This window comes from Paenibacillus sp. W2I17, from assembly GCF_030815985.1.
Taxonomy (GTDB): domain Bacteria; phylum Bacillota; class Bacilli; order Paenibacillales; family Paenibacillaceae; genus Paenibacillus.
In genome coordinates this window covers 310,512-328,380 of record NZ_JAUSXM010000001.1, presented here as the reverse complement: position 1 = coordinate 328,380, position 17,869 = coordinate 310,512, and the positions used below count along the sequence as shown (strand labels likewise).

Annotated in this window: 17 protein-coding genes; 4 read left to right on the top strand and 13 right to left on the bottom strand. The window is 47.3% G+C overall.

Translation table 11 applies throughout. From position 1 onward, the window contains the following. Positions 1-4 precede the first annotated feature (4 nt). From QF041_RS01585 to QF041_RS01560, 6 genes are read right to left on the bottom strand one after another with little or no spacing between them, the layout of a single operon-like run. Complete coding sequence (locus QF041_RS01585) at positions 5-427, bottom strand: hypothetical protein (RefSeq protein WP_307411068.1); 423 nt, start codon at positions 425-427, stop codon at positions 5-7. 32 nt (positions 428-459) lie between these two features. Continuing rightward, positions 460-1,761 carry a hypothetical protein gene (locus tag QF041_RS01580; RefSeq protein ID WP_307411065.1) on the bottom strand — a complete coding sequence of 434 codons (1,302 nt, stop codon included), beginning with the start codon at positions 1,759-1,761 and terminating at the stop codon, positions 460-462. Positions 1,762-1,782: 21 nt separating this feature from the next. Further along, positions 1,783-2,517 (bottom strand): hypothetical protein, encoded by a 735-nt coding sequence (locus QF041_RS01575; protein ID WP_307411062.1) that lies wholly within the window; start codon positions 2,515-2,517, stop codon positions 1,783-1,785. Between the two features lie 45 nt (positions 2,518-2,562). Continuing rightward, positions 2,563-3,120, bottom strand: a complete 558-nt coding sequence (locus tag QF041_RS01570; protein WP_307411060.1) for a hypothetical protein — start codon at positions 3,118-3,120, stop codon at positions 2,563-2,565. Further along, on the bottom strand, positions 3,117-3,773 hold the full coding sequence (locus tag QF041_RS01565) for a hypothetical protein (protein WP_307411057.1): 657 nt from the start codon (positions 3,771-3,773) through the stop codon (positions 3,117-3,119). Before QF041_RS01565 ends, QF041_RS01570 begins: the two co-directional genes overlap by 4 nt. A 45-nt stretch (positions 3,774-3,818) precedes the next feature. Next, the gene (locus QF041_RS01560) at positions 3,819-4,427 is read right to left on the bottom strand and encodes a hypothetical protein (RefSeq protein ID WP_307411054.1); all 609 of its coding nucleotides are present in this window, start codon (positions 4,425-4,427) and stop codon (positions 3,819-3,821) included. Between the two features lie 278 nt (positions 4,428-4,705). Here QF041_RS01560 and QF041_RS01555 point away from each other — a divergent pair, with 278 nt between their 5' ends. The 3 genes from QF041_RS01555 to QF041_RS01545 all read left to right on the top strand — a co-directional run bounded on the left by QF041_RS01555 (position 4,706) and on the right by QF041_RS01545 (position 7,050). Beyond that, on the top strand, positions 4,706-5,698 hold the full coding sequence (locus QF041_RS01555; RefSeq protein ID WP_307411051.1) for a multicopper oxidase domain-containing protein: 993 nt from the start codon (positions 4,706-4,708) through the stop codon (positions 5,696-5,698). 49 nt (positions 5,699-5,747) lie between these two features. Then, on the top strand, positions 5,748-6,434 hold the full coding sequence (locus tag QF041_RS01550) for a Crp/Fnr family transcriptional regulator (RefSeq protein ID WP_307411048.1): 687 nt from the start codon (positions 5,748-5,750) through the stop codon (positions 6,432-6,434). A gap of 190 nt (positions 6,435-6,624) precedes the next feature. After that, complete coding sequence (locus QF041_RS01545; protein ID WP_307411045.1) at positions 6,625-7,050, top strand: YlbF/YmcA family competence regulator; 426 nt, start codon at positions 6,625-6,627, stop codon at positions 7,048-7,050. A 187-nt stretch (positions 7,051-7,237) separates the two neighbouring features. On the opposite strand, the gene QF041_RS01540 is transcribed toward QF041_RS01545, so the two are convergent. Continuing rightward, complete coding sequence (locus tag QF041_RS01540) at positions 7,238-7,963, bottom strand: ZIP family metal transporter (protein WP_307411042.1); 726 nt, start codon at positions 7,961-7,963, stop codon at positions 7,238-7,240. A 138-nt stretch (positions 7,964-8,101) separates the two neighbouring features. Beyond that, on the bottom strand, positions 8,102-8,830 hold the full coding sequence (locus QF041_RS01535) for a YwiC-like family protein (protein ID WP_307411039.1): 729 nt from the start codon (positions 8,828-8,830) through the stop codon (positions 8,102-8,104). A gap of 71 nt (positions 8,831-8,901) precedes the next feature. On the opposite strand from QF041_RS01535, the gene QF041_RS01530 reads away from it, so the two are divergent. Then, entirely contained in the window at positions 8,902-9,603 is a 702-nt protein-coding gene (locus QF041_RS01530; RefSeq protein ID WP_307411036.1) for a Crp/Fnr family transcriptional regulator, read from the top strand. A 122-nt stretch (positions 9,604-9,725) separates the two neighbouring features. On the opposite strand, the gene QF041_RS01525 is transcribed toward QF041_RS01530, so the two are convergent. Genes QF041_RS01525 through QF041_RS01505 form a run of 5 tightly spaced genes read right to left on the bottom strand, consistent with a single transcriptional unit; the run spans position 9,726 to position 17,848 of the window. Next, positions 9,726-11,237: a nitrate/nitrite transporter gene (locus QF041_RS01525; protein WP_307411033.1), complete on the bottom strand. Its 1,512-nt coding sequence runs from the start codon at positions 11,235-11,237 to the stop codon at positions 9,726-9,728. Next, positions 11,238-11,963, bottom strand: coding sequence for a respiratory nitrate reductase subunit gamma (gene narI, locus QF041_RS01520; protein WP_221820441.1), 726 nt, complete (start codon positions 11,961-11,963; stop codon positions 11,238-11,240). After that, positions 11,960-12,622 carry a nitrate reductase molybdenum cofactor assembly chaperone gene (gene narJ, locus QF041_RS01515; protein ID WP_307411028.1) on the bottom strand — a complete coding sequence of 221 codons (663 nt, stop codon included), beginning with the start codon at positions 12,620-12,622 and terminating at the stop codon, positions 11,960-11,962. Before narJ ends, narI begins: the two co-directional genes overlap by 4 nt. A 14-nt stretch (positions 12,623-12,636) precedes the next feature. After that, on the bottom strand, positions 12,637-14,106 hold the full coding sequence (gene narH / locus QF041_RS01510) for a nitrate reductase subunit beta (RefSeq protein ID WP_307411025.1): 1,470 nt from the start codon (positions 14,104-14,106) through the stop codon (positions 12,637-12,639). After that, on the bottom strand, positions 14,096-17,848 hold the full coding sequence (locus QF041_RS01505) for a nitrate reductase subunit alpha (RefSeq protein ID WP_307411023.1): 3,753 nt from the start codon (positions 17,846-17,848) through the stop codon (positions 14,096-14,098). Before QF041_RS01505 ends, narH begins: the two co-directional genes overlap by 11 nt. Positions 17,849-17,869 lie beyond the last annotated feature (21 nt).

Below are 17,869 nucleotides of genomic sequence, written 5' to 3'. Positions count from 1 at the left end.
TATCTCAGTTCTTCTTTTCTTGTAGATATTGATGATATCCCCAAAACGCTTCTTCCTCTCCGCCGCCTTCAATCAGAATCATGACTGCATAAGATAACAAATTAAGCCATTGTTCCATCAACGCCACCTGTTCGTCCGAAATGAAGTTGTTGCTGCGAAGCATACCCTCAGGTTCAACAGCCCAAGCACGTGCCATATGAGTAATTCCCCATAGACATGCCATGACTTCCCGATCCAGTGAAGGCCGTGCAAGTTCGGACGCCAGAACACGCAGTATCTCCATCAACTCATGAAAATTCTCCTCAATTAATTGTCCACGAAAGGGCCGCAGACTGCGAAGAAAACCGTTCTCCATCTTGGGATGACTCAGATCATCATAGGAAAAAGCATGACATTTTAATAACATTACTGCCTCTTCACGTTCCATTCCTTCACCCCTAACTAGGTCAAAATGCTGCCTCACCAGCGCAGAGGTTCTTCTCCACGCCACAACACATACCGCTCCAACTCACGAAGAGTGCCTGTACCGATCCTGTACTCGTCCATTTCTTTGGAACAAAGATCAAGCACATGCAGCATGCCACCATATGTGCCAACTGCCAGCTTGGACTGCCCTGGCGATACGGCGAGAGAATAGATGGTACTTCCCACAAAATGACGCCATACTTCCTCACCCTCGCCATTTACACAATATAGATAACCATATGCATCCCCAAGCACCATGCCTGCCTCTATTTCCACCGCTGCATACACTCGTGCATTCTCATCCATGACCGGCCAATCTTCCTTCGTTTCGTTACCTGCGATTGATTCCAGCGGGACCTGTATCGTGACCCCGTTGTAGAAATGACATGCGTTAAACCAGACGGTCTGGTTATTACTGGTGAATGCCGCATAATGAGGGTAGCTCGATTCTGGATAGAGAGAGTATGTTTTGTTCAGCTGGCGGTCCATCACCATATGATTGCTCCCTTGGCTGCCATAGGCAATCCATCGATCATCCCGAGATACCGCTGCATGCCCCATATCTATCTGTGTATCCTCTAGCTCATACTCTTCGATCTCTGCCAGATCGGGATGAAGCAAGGTCACTTGATCTTGCGTTACCAGATATATACCGTATCTTGAATGTATGAGTAGTGCTCTGCCTTCATCCATAGGTATAAGTCCTTCAAGTGTCCGTTCAGGATGCTCACAATCCGCAAGTGATTCAATCGGAGATAATGACGACTGTATCCGGGCTTGAATATCTTCCCATCGATATGTCGCTATCTCCTGTCCTTCCAACCTGCGATCTGGCTGACGAATGAAACGAATTCCATCCGGTCCTGCAAGCGCATAGTCCAATCCGTCTGATGAGCAACCTGCAAAAGTATATGGAGAGATCAACTGCCATCCGTGCTGATCCATCGTATATATCTGACTATTCTCCGTGAAGATACCCGTATGACATACAATCGTTTCCTCGTTCAGATAACCTACAACTTTGACCGCTTGCATGGAAGCCTGAAACGCCTCGTTCAGTGGCCACGTCGCTGCGGGCAGCTCACGTCGGAGCACCTCCAAGTCACCGTGGAGATTGGCCTGTCTCACCATATGGAATACTTCAGTACTCATTCCGCTTCTGGAGTCTCCCTCCAACTCGAATTCATCCGGTTGCTCTCCCTGCATACTTCTCCGGACAAATGCATTGACCTCCCTTGCATAACGCTTGCCTTCATTGCGCCATTGTTCCGCAATGTCTTCCTTTAACCAACTCATAGGTATCCCTCCACTCTGTCCCTATTCATATGCCGTACAATGATGTGCCTGCAAGAACAAACTGATTTCGTTATCCGTCGCCTCCTCCGCACCATTCTTTTCTTCATAGAACAGGGCAACTTCTCTCCCAGCAGCATAGTTAAAGCGTAAATATCCTCCCATCGACACCATGAACATCTTGCACATGTACTCATTCTCCAACACAGCGTCCCACTTAAATTCTGTTTTGCATGTATCGGCGAGTTCCTTCATGGAGCTTCCCTGTTCCGCCCCTGAAAAATGGTAAAACGTATGTTTCCGCAACTCATTCCACGGTTCAAAGTATAGTGGCGTTATTGGTTTATCCTGATGGTAATACCCACAAAATATCCGGTCCAGCGTTTCGCCAAATTCAGTCTCCGAGCATGTCCATAAGGTGATATTCTCATCATGACGCGGTAGCCACAACAGCCCCTCAACTTCCGGATGAACAGCAAGGAAATCTCCATCTACAGAACTGCCGATGGAGATGCACTGTTCAAGTTGATGCTGACTTATAGGCGAATCATCCGTATGTATCCAAAAATCATATTCCACAAAAGGCTTCAACACTTCCGGGTCCGGTCTCTGCACATTCATCCATCCCGTGTATGTACCCTCTCCGTATTGTTCAATCCAGGTCCGGTATGACAAAGGTAGCGAGATGGCGTGCTGTTGTTCAAAGTGATCCAGTTCCTCTGTTGGAACCGGCTTAAGTACACGAGATACAATATACATTAGTCGACATCTCCCATCTCAGTTTCGTTCATTCGTTTTCAGAATCTAAGCCAGTTCTTCCTGTACAATTTCAGTCCATACCCCTTTACGATTCAGAATGCGAATGGCAAATGCATCATATCCATCACGCTTGACCTGATCAAACTGCATGCGCTCTCCCGTAATCAGTTCATATGCACCATTTTCATCTACATCTTCGCCAAACTCTTCATCCCAAGGCACATTGTAGTAGGCCGTCAACTCAACTTCAAAGATGTCCTCTCCTTCAACATCCAGGTAAGGACGAAGGGGTCTGTCATGTAGTGCTTCTTCCGAATAGCTCTCACATAACATGGCATCATATCCATGCTTGGCGGCATCAATGAGCAGATGACGCTCACCCGTGACCGTATGCTCCGCATATACAAGAAGCGGTGTCGAATCATGCCAGGTAATCAGATCATCTTCGGTCAAGTCACCATAATAAAAAATATGGAATTTATCATGACCATCACTCGTTTGAAGTTTGCCTTTCCATTCCACTTCATCGGACTTTATGTCCTCTTCTTTCCTAATTAATCCTTCCAGATAAACAGGTCCGTGTTGTACACCATACTCATTCATCGTCTCGCCTCCGATTTGTTCATTCGAATGGTAACCACTTTGTGATCCTCATCCACCGTCAGTTTCACATCGATATTTAACTTGTCGCGAAATAACGCCGTAATATTGATATAAGGATCGCGAACAACTTCACCGCCGCCACCATTCGTAGAACGGCTCATTCCCTGATGAATAATGGATTCCACCAGCTGTTTATCTCCCTTGCCGGTATTATTGTAGGTGTAGATCACCTGCCCATCCTGATCATACAGATTCAAAACCGTTGTAAAATCGTTGGCGTTCTCATACTGTCTCTCGGTCTGCACATAGTTGTGATCTGTTCGTTGATAGTTTAAAGTACCAGCCAGATACGGATTGTCCCCGCCGGGCTTCACATCATACTCCTGATAGGCCAGATTAAACAGGTATTGGAGATGACTCATGTCGATCCGGTAATAAAACTGACGGTTATCTTCCTCTTTGTCCATCGCTGCAAAACTGTTAATCAGCGGCCAGGTCCCATAGGACTTCCCATTAACATCAACGGCCAGAGCATAGTCAGATAATACTGTCTCTTTTTGAAATACACCGAATGTCTGTAAAATAAAATAAGCCGGAATCATCAACACACCCAGAATGATTGCAAAAATAGTCAATTTAACGCGTAGTTTCATATCTTCTCTCCTTGCAGCTTTAACGCTTCATCTTCAATTCCATTCTCATCCAGTCTTGTGCTGAAGCTTCGACAGTGTACGAACAACCACATCCCTGTTCTTCGCATCCTTGATATAAGCCGGAATACTATGTGAAGCCGTTCGTATAGGCATATTTCCGTATTTTACACGCAGATCTGCGGAGACATAAGCGATGAGATAATTCAGATGTTCCCGATTCACAGCCCATATTATTTTTCCTCTGAAATTATCCAGGAAGTATAATTCCAGCCCAAATACAGGATCTTTCCCTGCACAAATCTCGGAAAAACACCTTTGGTATGTCGGCTTGGCGTGTAATTCAACCTGATTCACAGAACCACAATGCGGACATTCCACATGCGTTGATCGGTGAGACGTCTTCTTCTCGTCTGTGACTCCCACGTTAAACCAACGTTCACATACAGCACAATTCCCCTTGGCTTTATATTGATACACTGGTTCTTCAAAAGCTTGAGCGTAACATTCGAAACACTTCCATCCCAGTTGATCGTTCTGTAGTTCAATCGAAGCGTGCCCACCGCATTTGGGACATTTCACATCAATCCGCTCTCCCCGTCGAAGAACCGAATAAAAACTGTACTTATACGCACCTTCATCTTCGAAACGTTTCATCCTGTATCCACCCTTCTCCTGAAACTATGACACACACCGCGTCAGAATACTCAACATTTACCAATCCATCTCACTAAAATTATATGAAACTCCGTTCCTCAGTACAAGAATGGAAGCCAGATTATTGAAAATGGCTCAATAAGAGTTACCCAAGTGTGTGCCTCATCACACCCGTCCCCACCTCAATAACGTAATCTATAACTAAATAACTACTGAAATGAAAGAAAACCTGTTTTTTAGATTGTGAAAAACATCACTTGAGTAAAGGTTGTGCAACTATGTTCTCCTTACTGAATGTATATAAATGGTCACTCGTACTCGCTATATTCACAGCAACGCTCTCTCACTGTAGTTCAACCGATACAGTTAAACCTGTTCACCACGATGAAGTCTCCTCCTCCTCTGCGATTAGCCAAACCCCGGTGGACCCGATCATTCGCAGAGAAGGTACTACGGTATATATTGAAATGACGGCCCAGGTTACAGATATCGAAATCTCCGAAGGCGTAATCTACAACGCTTGGACATTTAATGGTACCGTTCCCGGACCCATCCTAAGAGTGACCGAGGGAGATACCTTGGTGTTCACGTTAAAAAATAAAGATTCCAGCCTGCCTCACTCCATGGATTTTCACGCTGTACATGCTGCTCCCAGCAGCAAATTTATTGATGTTATGCCAGGCGAGGAAGGCACGTTCACCTATCCAACCTCCTCATCCGGTGTATTCATGTATCACTGTGGAACCAAACCGGTTCTTGCCCATATCGCAAACGGGATGTACGGCATGATTATTGTGGAACCCAAGGCAGGATACCCTTCCGATCACTTGGTTGATCGTGAGTATACCCTTGTTCAAAGTGAATGGTATAAAGAACATGATTACGAGGCCTTTTTGAACGGGGAACCGGAATATGTCGTATTTAACGGCAATGATTATGGATTGACCAAGCGCCCCCTGCTAGCCAAAGTAGGAGATACAGTGCGGATCTATGTCAGTAATGCCGGACCCAATGAAGTCTCATCCTTCCACATTGTCGGGACAATAATGGACCGTGTGTATACCGATGGTAACCCACGTAACATCCAGTATGGAATACAGACGGTTATGCTTCCCGCAAGTGGTGGAGCCGTCGTAGAGTTCACCGTAACCGAAGAAGGCGACTATCCGATTGTAACCCATCAGTTCAATCATGTAGCCAAAGGAGCTTCCGCTGTTCTCCGTGTAACCAAGGACGGTATTGATCATGGCGGACCCGCAATGTCTCACTGAAACATGACAATGACTATGACTATCCTGAACCATTCGAGGTGATTAAACGATGATCTGTGCGCACGAAGCGAAGGATGCCTGTTTCTCCAAAGTATCTCTGTTCCAGCATCTTGATCCATCCGAAGCAGCATTGCTGACCTCCCTTCTGCATACCCGCAAATATAACAAAGGCGAAGTTGTCGTCCAGGAGGAAGAACGCTCCGATACGCTTTATGTGGTTCACCAGGGATGTGTAAAGTTATCCAAATACAATGAAAATGGCAAGGAACATATTATCCGGTTTCTGTTTCCCGGAGATTTCTTCGGACAAGATTCCCTGTTACACCAAAAACCACATGCCGCGAACGCCGAAGTTCTGGAGCCTTCAGCCATCTGCTCTATCAGCAAGCCTGACTTTGACCAATTACTTGAACATGATCCGAAGCTTGCTTATCATTTCCTGCTTGCCTTTTCCAAGCTGCTCCGTGAAACAGATGAATGGAACAGCTCGCTCAGTGCGATGACAACGGAACAGAAGATTGCCAAGTTGCTTTTGTATTTTCATACCCGAAATCATGCAAAACATGAGATCCGCTTGCCTGTTTTCAAAAAAGATATGGCTCTGTTACTCGGGATTACACCCGAAACACTTAGTCGTAAACTCGCCTTAATGCAGACCCAGGAACTGCTTCAGGTTACAGGAAACTGCATCCTTATTCTTCAACTGGAGCAGCTTAGGGAAATGGTTCCGTACTGAACTAAAGATTATTTACACTAACACCACGATGACAGAATAACCTTCCCATCACTGCTAACGTGTGAATGATTAGTTCAGCTTATATAGCTTTGGGACAAGTATTATATTTCACATTGGATGTGAGTATCGTCACAGTGCAGCCTAGCGTTACAGTATACAGTTAAGAAAAGATCTTCAGGAGGTTTATGCGATGAATACGGTTGTTAAATTGGACAAACAGATCATTATGCACAAAATGCAGGAGCTCTGTTCACTGCTGCTACAGGATGAAGGCTACAAAGAGATGCGGAACATGATTGATCAGTTTGCTGCAGATGAGCAAGCTACGACTCAATATGAGAAATTTATGGAGAAACATCAGGCACTGGAGGAGAAAGAACGGCAGAATATCGAATTGCTTGCATCTGAAATCCAGGTGTATGAAGAGGAAGAAGGCGCACTCTATGATCATCCCCTCATTCGTCGGTTTATCTATGCACAACGGGAGTTCAGTCAGCTACATCAGCAGATCAGTCACTATTTCACGAAATCCGTGGAGTTGAACCGCCTGCCCGAATCCAATGAACTAGGTAAGGAAGCTTGCGGGTGCGGAGGCAGCTGTTCCAGCAACCATTAATATCATCCTTTTGGTTAAATAATCAAAAAGAGTATCCGACCAGAAATCACGCTGTTCGGATACTCTTTTTATATCAATTCAACTAATATTTACACAAAAACGGAGAGGACAAAAATAAGCTGAAGAAGCGAAGTGTGCGCCTTAAAGCTTTCTGAAAGAAAGCTGCATCGAAAGCTTATTCTGTCATCTACAGATCCAACAACAGCGATACGAGCAATCCCATGGATGCAATCAAACCCACAATTGGCCCACCTTCTTCAAAGGCTTCCGGCATCATCGTCGAGCAGATCATGGCAATGATTCCACCACCTGCAAATGCACCAATCGCTGCACCCATCTCCTCAGGAAGCTGCTCGAGAAACAGATATCCACCCAGAGCTGCAAGCGCGGAGATCAGCAATACACTCAGCCACATCAACATGATTTTTGCTCTGCTGTACTTGCTGCCCTGCAATCCAACCGTACTGGACAGACCTTCAGGGATGTTGCTGACAAAGATGGATACCACCAGCACCACACTGACACCGTTGCCGGCCAGCAAGCTGGCTCCAAGCATGATGGATTCCGGGATAGCGTCCATTACTGTGCCTGCAAAGATCCCCAAGCCGCTTTGATTCGAGTCTCCTGACCTTCCCGAGCGTTTACGACCTGCCCCACCCTTTGCCGAGATGAGCAGGTCAAACAAGGTATACACGACGGCACCTGCCGTAAAACCAATGGCTGTAGGGATAATCCCCCCATCATTCAGCGCATCTCCGAGTAGTTCAAAGGTAGCTGCCCCGATTAATGTACCTGTCCCAAAAGCCATGATCCATCCGATGACTCGTTTGGGAATCTTTAGAAACAGCGCTGCGAGTGCACCAATGACAACCGCTGAGGCAGAGATGCCGCCCCACATGAATGCAGTCCACATCTGGGTCGACCCCTCTCTTGTTCAATAATCTTCTATCATTCCATTAACCCTTGCCGACGAATCAAAAACAATCCTATGACGTTGTGACCTATATCACCTGCTGTGTTCAAAAATCACGCTATGATGAAATGATGCGGTTTACAACAGAACAGACCAGATCAGGAACTGCACGGCTCCAATAATTTCAATGATACCGACCTTCATAGGGCGCAGTGTTCTGCCTGCATATATGAAGGTGCGTACAGCGGAATAGACATACGCCAAAGACATCCATGGATATCCGATCACCATCGGTATGATGATTAGAAGAATATGTACCGTGCGAGTTAGCATCAGCCAACGCTTATTCGTTCGCTCTCGAAAGACCGATTTCACAAAGAACGTACTTCCTGTAAAATGTAAGAAAGAAAACAAAACGACGATCGCCATTCCATAGTCCCAGTGCCCGCCTCCTATGAGATAAGCAGCTGCTCCCCCCAGAGAGAATACGAGCATGGCACACAGGTCATTGGTAAGCGAGCGTTCTACTTTGTGTCTCACATGCCAGATGTTCACCAGCAACAAGGCAGCCAGTACCGGGCCAAAGAATAATAGTGAGATCTGACCCAGAACGGGTGGGATCAGACAGATTAGAGCCACTGTACCGTAGATTGCCGCCCATTTGTAGAGACGATGTCGATTGGCATTCTTTTTCAAAGACTGTAGTAAGGGATACGCTGTTAGATATAATCCAAGCCAAGCTACAAATAAGGGCGCATGCAGCCAGTGCGGACCACTTGCAATCACACCTACCAGAAAAGGCACACTAACCATGGCCCAGCCGCCATGTTCATGAGGGATAACGATTGAATGCGTATTAGTTTTCACTTCACAGTTAACCTCCTAGGATTGAATGATGTCGAAGTTCAGAAATATGAACACAGAGAGGAAAGATTCTCATGAGCAGGGTAAACAAAGATTCAGCAGCGGAGTTTCTACAACAGTTCCCCATCTTTCAGGACCTTAGTCCAGAAGAATTAAAGCAGGTCGAAGATATCGCCATTTCCAGAAGCATTCATAAGAAAACGGTCATTTTTAGCGAAGGTAGCGAAAAAGAAGCTGTTTTTTTCATTCGTACCGGCATCGTAAAAGCATATAAAACGGATGAGAACGGACATGAACAGATTGTCTCTTTTCTCAAAACAGGAGATATGTTCCCGCATACCGGCTTTTTTAACGCACACCCCTATCCGGCTACCGCTGAAGCGATTACGCCTACCGAACTGTTGGCCATACCCGTCAGACTGTTCGAACGTTTAATGCTGAGCACTCCATCGATTGCGATCAAAATCATGCGTGTACTCGGAGACAAAATACGAGAATTACAGGATAAATTGCAGGTACTCTCTGGTCAGGATGTGCGCAACCGTGTGCTCTCCTTCCTTCTCATGCTCGCAGAGCAACACGGACAGACGCATGGAGACCAAATTATCATCAACCTGCCCATGACACACCAGGAGTTTGCCAACTCCATTGGTACAACAAGGGAAACAGCGAATCGGCTTCTAAATCAGCTTACAAAAGAGCATTTGATCGAAGTGGATCGCAGCCGAATTATCATTCTTGATTTACAAGCATTGAAACAACAAAAGGATGCATGATCACCCAGCTCCACTGGGGTTACCCCAAGTCCTTACACCAATCTCTGTGTGCAAAAAGAGACCTTAACGCCTGCAATCGATGTTAAGGTCTCTTGCTGTATGCACAATTACCGATACATGTATCAGGCGATTGTGAGCTCTGGCCTGCCCATGTCACTGAACATGCCCGCATAATATTTGACTTCACCTGCCTCATTACGGATTGCCGTAATACTTAACCATTCCTGATAGATCTCTCCGTTTTTCTTCCGATTCCAGATCTCGCCTTGCCAATATCCTTTTTCACGTAATTCCAGCCATAATTGGTCATAGAAACGTTTATCCTGCTTACCGGATTTCAGCAGACTTGGCTTCTGTCCAACCGCCTCTTCAGCACTATAACCAGTGACCGCAGTAAAGGCCGGGTTCACGGATGTAATCACACTGTTCGTATCTGTGATCAGAATCGCTTCAATGGTACTCTCCAGAATGCTCGCAGATAACTGAAGCTTCTCCTGGTAGAACATCCAGATCACAAGTACAAGACTGACCAACGCGATCTGAGACAAAGCCATGAAACCAATGGCATAATGACCGGTCATGCTGTACAACAAAGTCAACATCAACGGAGGGAAGAATCCACCCAGTCCCCCCATAGCGGAGATCATTCCATTCGCTACACCTGGTTGTTTGACGAAATACATTGGCACTAATTTGAAAATGGTGCCGTTACCTGTCCCTGCGCATAATGCCACAGTCAGACATCCAATCGTATAGATATAGAAAGATGGCGCGAAGGATAATACAATCGCTGCGATCGTTAATCCACCGAACACAAACATTAATATTTTGAACGGATTAAATCGATCTCCAAGCCAACCTCCCACGGGCCGCATAATGGTTGCAACGAGAATGAATCCCGCTGTACGAATACCTGCATCGACTTTATCCATCTGAAAGTGACTAACCAGGAAATTCGGCAAGTACACCGTAAACGCCACGAACGAGCCAAATGTCAGAAAATAAAACAAGCAGAGCAACCATAGTTTATTGTTGCGTGATATGGCCTTCAGTTGCTGCATCAATGGAGCGTTAACCCGCACTTCCTGTTTGTCACCCAGAACGAAATTCAGCACCGCCATCCCTAATAGTAAAATACTGTAGAGCAGAACTGTCGTAGACCATCCCATTCGTTCAGCGATCAGCGGGGCTCCGAATGCAGACAGTGCTGTACCCAGGTTACCAATTCCGTAGATCCCGTTAACAAATCCATGTCGTTCTTTCGGATAATATTTGGGCAGTGAAGTTACACCGACGGAGAAGACAGCTCCCCCAATACCGAGGAACAATCCACCAATCACCAGATCACTGAACGACGTCGCACGGCTAATCCACCATACCGGGGCCAGCAACAGGACAAAGCTGATCATGAAAATATTGCGTGCTCCATATCGATTCGTCCAATAACCAATCGGAATACGGGCAATCGATCCGATCAATACGGGAATCGCTGTCACCCACGCAAGCTGGGAAGACGTAAGCGCAATATCCTCTTTAATAAATGGCATCAGGGATGACAGGATAACCCATACCATGAAACCCAGAACCAGACTTGCCGTTTGCAAGGGCAGTTGAACCTTTCCTTTATGTTGCATCTACATCGCCCTTTCCTTTTTTTGTTCCTGATTCGGATACACAGCACCATCTCTTCTGCGATACAGCACATAACTGCGTTTCAGATAACCCAGTGGCATACTCAGCATGTGAACCAGACGTGTAAATGGAAACACGCAGTACAGTACAAAGGTAAGCAGAATGTGTACTTTGAAGTTCATCGGTACTGTCTGCATCAGAACGGGATCAGGCTGGAATACGATCAGACCGCGCAACCACGGATTAATCGTTGTTCGATAGTCAAAACCTGTGTGATTCACCGCATTAGCCGAGGTCGCCAGTATTCCGGTGACAATGACAATGATCAACATGGCAAGTGCCATCCAATCCCCGATGCTGCTTGTCGCCCGCACTCTGCGAGCAACATAACGGCGAACCAGCAAAATGACAGCACCCGCAAATGCAATGATCCCCGCAGGCAGTCCTCCTGCAATAGCCATCAAGTGATATCCTTCATCACTCAGGCCAATCCAGCGATAGAACTCCACTGGAACAAGCAAACCGGCAATATGTCCACAGATTACAGCGAATATCCCAATATGAAAGAGTAAACTGCCCCATTTTAGCATGCGTTTCTCCAGCATCTCACTGGACTTGGACGTCCAACTGAAAGGATTCGTCACATAACGCCAGATCGTCGCCGTAATACAGAAAACAATGACCATATAGGGAAGAGCGCCCCATAACAACAGTTCCAGTGTACTCACCGATTCCCCCTCCTCATCTGGGCAGCGATCTGCATAAGATCTGCTGGTTGTTGGTTAACTGTTTCTTCTTGTTCTGGCACATCAGGAGCAGGAGGCTCAGGAATGACCTGTAACATCAGACTGAGCAATGGTCCATATGGGCTGTTCTGTCCCGTAATGCTTTCGCTCATTGTGACCAACGCCTTATGGCAACTGGAGAGCACCCCTAAGGCATCTTCCTCGGGAGCCTCAGCTACAAATTCAAGCACCATAGGCAGATAGTCCGGCAACTCACTCACTTCCATATAAAATCCCGCAGCTTCGTATCTGCGTTTCAATTCAATCAGAGCCGGGCCCCGATCCCGTTCATCTCCATGAAGAGCATACGTGAGATAGAGGTTACACTTTTTATCAAAATCGAATGTACGAACATAGGCATCCTGCCACTCAATCGAGCCTACAGCCTGTGCTTCATCTACAAATGTCAGCAAAATCTGGTTCACCATCTCATCGGAAATGGACTGTATAGCTTCCTTCACTCCTTGCAGTCCTTCTCTCCACGCTGTATCGGGATATTGCAACAGATAGGAGATCAGTTTACAGACCATTCTTCTCGTATTCGTATCGTAAACCAGAGCCTGACCTGTTCCCTCATTGGGTTCGATCGTCATTGTTGTCATTGTCTCCTTTCCCATCAAAATACCCCACAAGAACCTGGACCACCTGCAAAATCAAGTCCGCAGCTGCCCTGTTCGCTGAAGAGATCTTCCACTTCCTCACGGTGAGCTGGCGGGATGACAAAACGGTCGTTGTATTTCGCAATGGCGAGCAGTCGATACATGTCCTCCACTTCCTGTGCATCCATACCCACTCTTTCCAGCAATGCCGATTCACTGGTCTTACCCGTCTGCTGATTACGCATGTGAATGCGCATAACTGCCATCTTCCGCAGGACCTCACGAATTCGATCCGTATCTCCTGCTGTAAGCAGATTGGCAAGATACTCCACCGGAATACGCATGTTATCAATCGCAGGGAAAATATCATTAGCCTCCAGTGAACTTCCCTGTCCCTCTACCCGATTGGTAATCGGGCTAAGCGGTGGAATGTACCATACCATTGGCATGGTGCGGTATTCCGGATGAAGCGGGAGCGCAATTTTCCAGTCGATAACCATTTTATAAATAGGGGACTGCTGCGCTGCAACAATCCAATCCTCTGGAATGCCTGCCTCGCGAGCTTCGCGAACCACCCCAGGGTCATTCGGATCAAGGAAAATATCCATCTGGGATTCATAGAGATCCTGGTCATTTTCAACTGAAGCAGCGGCTTCAACACGGTCTGCATCATACAGCATCAGGCCGATATAACGGATACGTCCCACACAGGTCTCGGAACAGATCGTTGGCAGACCCGCTTCAATCCGCGGGAAACATAGCGTACATTTCTCGGCTTTGTTTGTCTGCCAATTGAAATAGACCTTCTTGTAAGGGCAGCTCGATACACAGAATCTCCATGCGCGGCATGCATTTTGGTCAACCAGTACAATCCCGTCTTCTTCCCGTTTGTACATCGCTCCGGAAGGACAGGAGGACACACAGGCCGGGTTAAGGCAGTGTTCACAGATCCGTGGCAGATACATCATGAATACCTGTTCAAAATCCATTTTGATCGAATCCTCGACACCCTTCATATTGGGGTCTTCCATCCCGGTTACATGGGCACCTGCCAGATCATCCTCCCAGTTAGGTCCCCACTCCAGATTCATATATTCACCGGTAATCTGGGATTTCGGTCTTGCTACAGGCTGATGTTTTTTCTCCGGGCTGTTCGTCAGTTTCTCATACTCGTAGGTCCATGGCTCGTAATAATCATCAATGGTAGGCTGATCCGGGTTATGGAAAATGTTAAGCAAGCGTCTTGCCCGTGTGCCGGACTTCAATTCCAGTTTGCCATTCTTCATCTCCCAGCCACCGCGATAACGCTCCTGGTCCTCCCATTGTTTCGGATAACCGACCCCTGGCTTGGTCTCTACATTGTTCCAGTACATATATTCTGCACCTGGACGATTGGTCCAGGTGTTTTTGCACGTAACACTACATGTATGGCACCCTATGCATTTGTCCAGATTCATGACCATACTGACTTGTGCTTTAATCTTCAAGCCAATCCACCTCCTGCAGTTTTCTTATGATGACATTGAGGTCACGCTGATTGCCTGTCGGGCCATAGTAGTTGAAGCCATAACTTAACTGGGCATAACCACCGATCATATGGGTGGGCTTCACATGAATACGTGTCGGACTGTTATGCGTACCCCCACGTGTCTGTGATATTTTGGTGCCCGGAACATTAATATGACGGTCCTGAGCGTGATACATGAATGCCATGCCGCGAGGAATTCGGTGCGTCACTACGGCTCTGGCAACGACTACCCCGTTACGGTTGAAACATTCGATCCAGTCGTTATCGACCAGTCCGGCTTCTTCTGCATCTTCGTAATTCATCCAGATTGTCGGGCCACCTCGGAACAACGTCAGCATCGGCAGCGCATCATAGTACATACTGTGGATCGACCACTTATTATGCGGTGTCAGGTAATTCAGTACAATTTCCTTGCCACCTTCGATCGGACGTTTGCTGTTTGGATGGAACGGTGTATGCTTCAGCACAGGTTTAAATGTCGCTAATGTCTCTCCAAACTCGCGGAGCATTGCATGATCAATATAGAACTGCTGTCTGCCCGTCAATGTACGCCATGGAATCAGGCGCTCCACATTGGTGGTGAATGGCGAATATCGGCGTCCGCCTTTTTCTGATCCGCTGAATGCAGGCGAGGTAATGACCGTTTTCGGTTTGGAAGTGATCTCGTCAAACGTAAAACATTCCTCAGACCGTTCCTCAGCCAAATCTTTCAGATGCAATGCCGTTTTCTGTTCAAGCGCTTCCCACGCACGCACAGCCATCTTGCCGTTCGTTGTACTGGACAAGGTCAAAATGGCCTCCGCAACATTACGGTCTGTGCTCAGATCCGGACATCCTTGTCCAACGCCATCTTTACGATGCACGCCCAGGATGCCCTTGAGTTTTTCATACTCTTCACTGGCCGACCAGGATATGCCTTTGGTACCGATTGGTTTATCCTTCACCACAGATCCAAGGCTGATCATTTTGTTATATACGGCAGCATAGTCACGTTCCACGACCTGAATATGCGGCATCGTTTTACCCGGGACTGCTTCACATTCTCCCGCACTCCAGTCTTTGATCTCTCCGTACGGTTGAGCAAGCTCATCTGGTGAATCATGCAACAGCGGTGTAGCTATGATCTCCTTCTGTGGACCATCAAATTGCTGCGCAGCCATCTCGGAGAATACACGTGCAATTTCCTTGAAGGTATCCCAGTCCGAACGGGATTCCCATTGCTTGGCTACCGCCGGATTAAATGGATGAACGAACGGATGCATATCCGTACTGCTCAGATCGCTTTTTTCATACCAGGTCGCTGCTGGCAGAACAATATCGGAATACATCGCCGTACCTGCCATCCGGAAATCCATATTGATCATCAGGTCGAGTTTGCCTTCCGGTGCTTCATCCACCCATTCCACATGCTCTGGGCGCAGTCCATGATCGTCATCATTCAGCAATCCGTTCGTTGCACCGAGCAGATGCTTGAGGAAATACTCATGTCCTTTGCCGGAACTTGAGATCAGATTCGCTCTCCAGACAAATAGTACACGCGGAAAGTTCGCTGGATCATCCGGTTGCTCGATTGAGAACTTCAGATTTTTGTTCTGCAATTCTAAGGCTACATAAGCACCGATCTCTTCCTTCGTCGTTGCTCCAGCCTGCAGTGCATCCTGATGCAGATCAATCGAGTTACGATTGAATTGTGGATAAGATGGAAGCCAGCCCATACGCGCAGCCATCACATTATAATCAGCCACATGCTGGAACCGCGGTTCGCCCTCAAGCGCCGAAGTCAACTCTCCTACTTGGGTCTCCTCGTATCTCCATTGATCTGTTGCAAAGTAAAAGAAGGATGTTCCGTTCTGCAGACGTGCAGGTCCGGTCCAGTCACGAGCAAAGGCAATCGTCTGCCAGCCTTCAGCCGGACGCAGTTTTTCTTGACCGACATAGTGCGCCCAACCTCCACCGTTCACACCCTGACAGCCTGTCATCAGTATTAAGTTAATGATGGCGCGATAGATGACGTCGGAGTTGTACCAGTGATTAATACCGGCTCCCATGATGATCATGGAACGCCCTTTGGTATCGATCGCATTTTGTGCAAACTCACGTGCAATCTGTACGACAGTCTCTTGGTCCACACCAGTGATTTTCTCTTGCCACTCTGGAGTGAATGGTTTTACCTGTGGTGCATGTAAGATGTCGTCTCCACGGTGAACACGTACACTTAACTGCTCCGCACCAGTGACTACTTCTGCTGAATCCGCAGAACGTGTCATTTCACGTTCAATTCCGTATTTGGCAAGTACCAGATCGTATACGGCTGTTACCGTAATCCATCTGTCCCCCAACCAAATCTGGCGTACAGGAATCTGCCGCTTCATGACATGTTTTCCCTCATCATCAAAGTACGGCAGTTGAATGGTTACGAGGTCATGATGAACACCGAGCATGGATAGTCTTGGATCAATCGGCTCACCGTTCTCCACCTGTTCCATTTTGAGATTCCATGTGCCTTCTTCCCCCCAACGGAAGCCCAAACTTCCTTTTGGCATCGCATAGGTTCCACTGTTCTCATCGAATACAAGGGTTTTCCATGCCATATTGTTGCCCGTAATACCCAGGTCTTCCCCAACGAGAAATCTGCCTGCTGTGTGTATCCCGTCCTTTTCTTCCACAATCAGCAGATTTGGAAAGTCCGTATACTGTTTGGCATACTGCATGAAATAGTCCGTGGGCTTTTCAATATAAAACTCTTTCAGGATGACATGGCCCATAGCCATCGCCAGAGCGCCGTCCGTTCCTTGTTTTACCGACATCCATGTATCTGTAAATTTCACATATTCCGCATAATCCGGGCTGATCGATACCACTTTCGTTCCCCGATAACGTGCTTCAGCCAGGAAGTGGGCATCCGGTGTCCGCGTCATTGGCAGATTAGAGCCCCATACCAGAATGTATCCCGAGTTGTACCAGTCACTGCTCTCCGGCACATCCGTTTGATCGCCCCAGATCTGAGGTGAAGCCGGCGGCAGATCCGCATACCAGTCGTAGAAACTGAGCAATGGTGATCCCATCAGGGACAAGAACCGTGACCCTGCTGCATAACTGACCATCGACATGGCAGGAATCGGAGAGAAACCAATAATCCGGTCCGGTCCGTATTCTTTGATCGTATGAATCAGCGAAGCGGCAATAATCTGCGTCACTTCACCCCATGACGCGCGAATTAATCCACCTTTACCACGTACAGATTTGTATCTTTTCACTTTGGCCGGATCATCCGCAATACTGGACCATGCTTGAACCGGGTCACCATGTGTCTGAAGCGCATCACGCCACATGTCCAGCAGCGCACCACGAACGTAAGGATGTTTGACACGCAGCGGGCTGTACAGATACCATGAGAAACTCGCTCCACGTGGACAACCTCGTGGCTCAAATTCCGGCATATCCGGTCCGGTTGAAGGATAGTCGGTAGCCTGCGTTTCCCAAGTGACAATGCCGTCTTTCACATAGATCTGCCAGCTGCATGATCCTGTACAATTGACGCCGTGTGTGGAACGCACCACTTTGTCATGCTGCCAGCGGCGGCGGTAGACATCTTCCCAATCCCGGTTGACCGGGGACATCTCACTCCAGCCTTCCGCACTTTTTTCACGTTTGGCAAAATACTTGAGTTTGCCCATCCAGGGCATGCTTTTGTTACTCATTGTTGTCCTCCCACATATATG

Excerpts from the sequence above, each read along its gene's own strand:
- narJ (WP_307411028.1), bottom strand. The coding sequence starts at position 12,622 with ATGACAACAATGACGATCGAACCCAATGAGGGAACAGGTCAGGCTCTG.
- QF041_RS01560 (WP_307411054.1), bottom strand. The coding sequence starts at position 4,427 with ATGAAACGTTTCGAAGATGAAGGTGCGTATAAGTACAGTTTTTATTCG.
- QF041_RS01545 (WP_307411045.1), top strand. The coding sequence starts at position 6,625 with ATGAATACGGTTGTTAAATTGGACAAACAGATCATTATGCACAAAATG.
- QF041_RS01550 (WP_307411048.1), top strand. The coding sequence starts at position 5,748 with ATGATCTGTGCGCACGAAGCGAAGGATGCCTGTTTCTCCAAAGTATCT.
- QF041_RS01570 (WP_307411060.1), bottom strand. The coding sequence starts at position 3,120 with ATGAATGAGTATGGTGTACAACACGGACCTGTTTATCTGGAAGGATTA.
- QF041_RS01505 (WP_307411023.1), bottom strand. The coding sequence starts at position 17,848 with ATGAGTAACAAAAGCATGCCCTGGATGGGCAAACTCAAGTATTTTGCC.
- QF041_RS01525 (WP_307411033.1), bottom strand. The coding sequence starts at position 11,237 with ATGCAACATAAAGGAAAGGTTCAACTGCCCTTGCAAACGGCAAGTCTG.
- QF041_RS01575 (WP_307411062.1), bottom strand. The coding sequence starts at position 2,517 with ATGTATATTGTATCTCGTGTACTTAAGCCGGTTCCAACAGAGGAACTG.
- QF041_RS01585 (WP_307411068.1), bottom strand. The coding sequence starts at position 427 with ATGGAACGTGAAGAGGCAGTAATGTTATTAAAATGTCATGCTTTTTCC.
- QF041_RS01530 (WP_307411036.1), top strand. The coding sequence starts at position 8,902 with ATGAGCAGGGTAAACAAAGATTCAGCAGCGGAGTTTCTACAACAGTTC.
- QF041_RS01580 (WP_307411065.1), bottom strand. The coding sequence starts at position 1,761 with ATGAGTTGGTTAAAGGAAGACATTGCGGAACAATGGCGCAATGAAGGC.
- QF041_RS01540 (WP_307411042.1), bottom strand. The coding sequence starts at position 7,963 with ATGTGGACTGCATTCATGTGGGGCGGCATCTCTGCCTCAGCGGTTGTC.
- QF041_RS01555 (WP_307411051.1), top strand. The coding sequence starts at position 4,706 with ATGTTCTCCTTACTGAATGTATATAAATGGTCACTCGTACTCGCTATA.
- QF041_RS01565 (WP_307411057.1), bottom strand. The coding sequence starts at position 3,773 with ATGAAACTACGCGTTAAATTGACTATTTTTGCAATCATTCTGGGTGTG.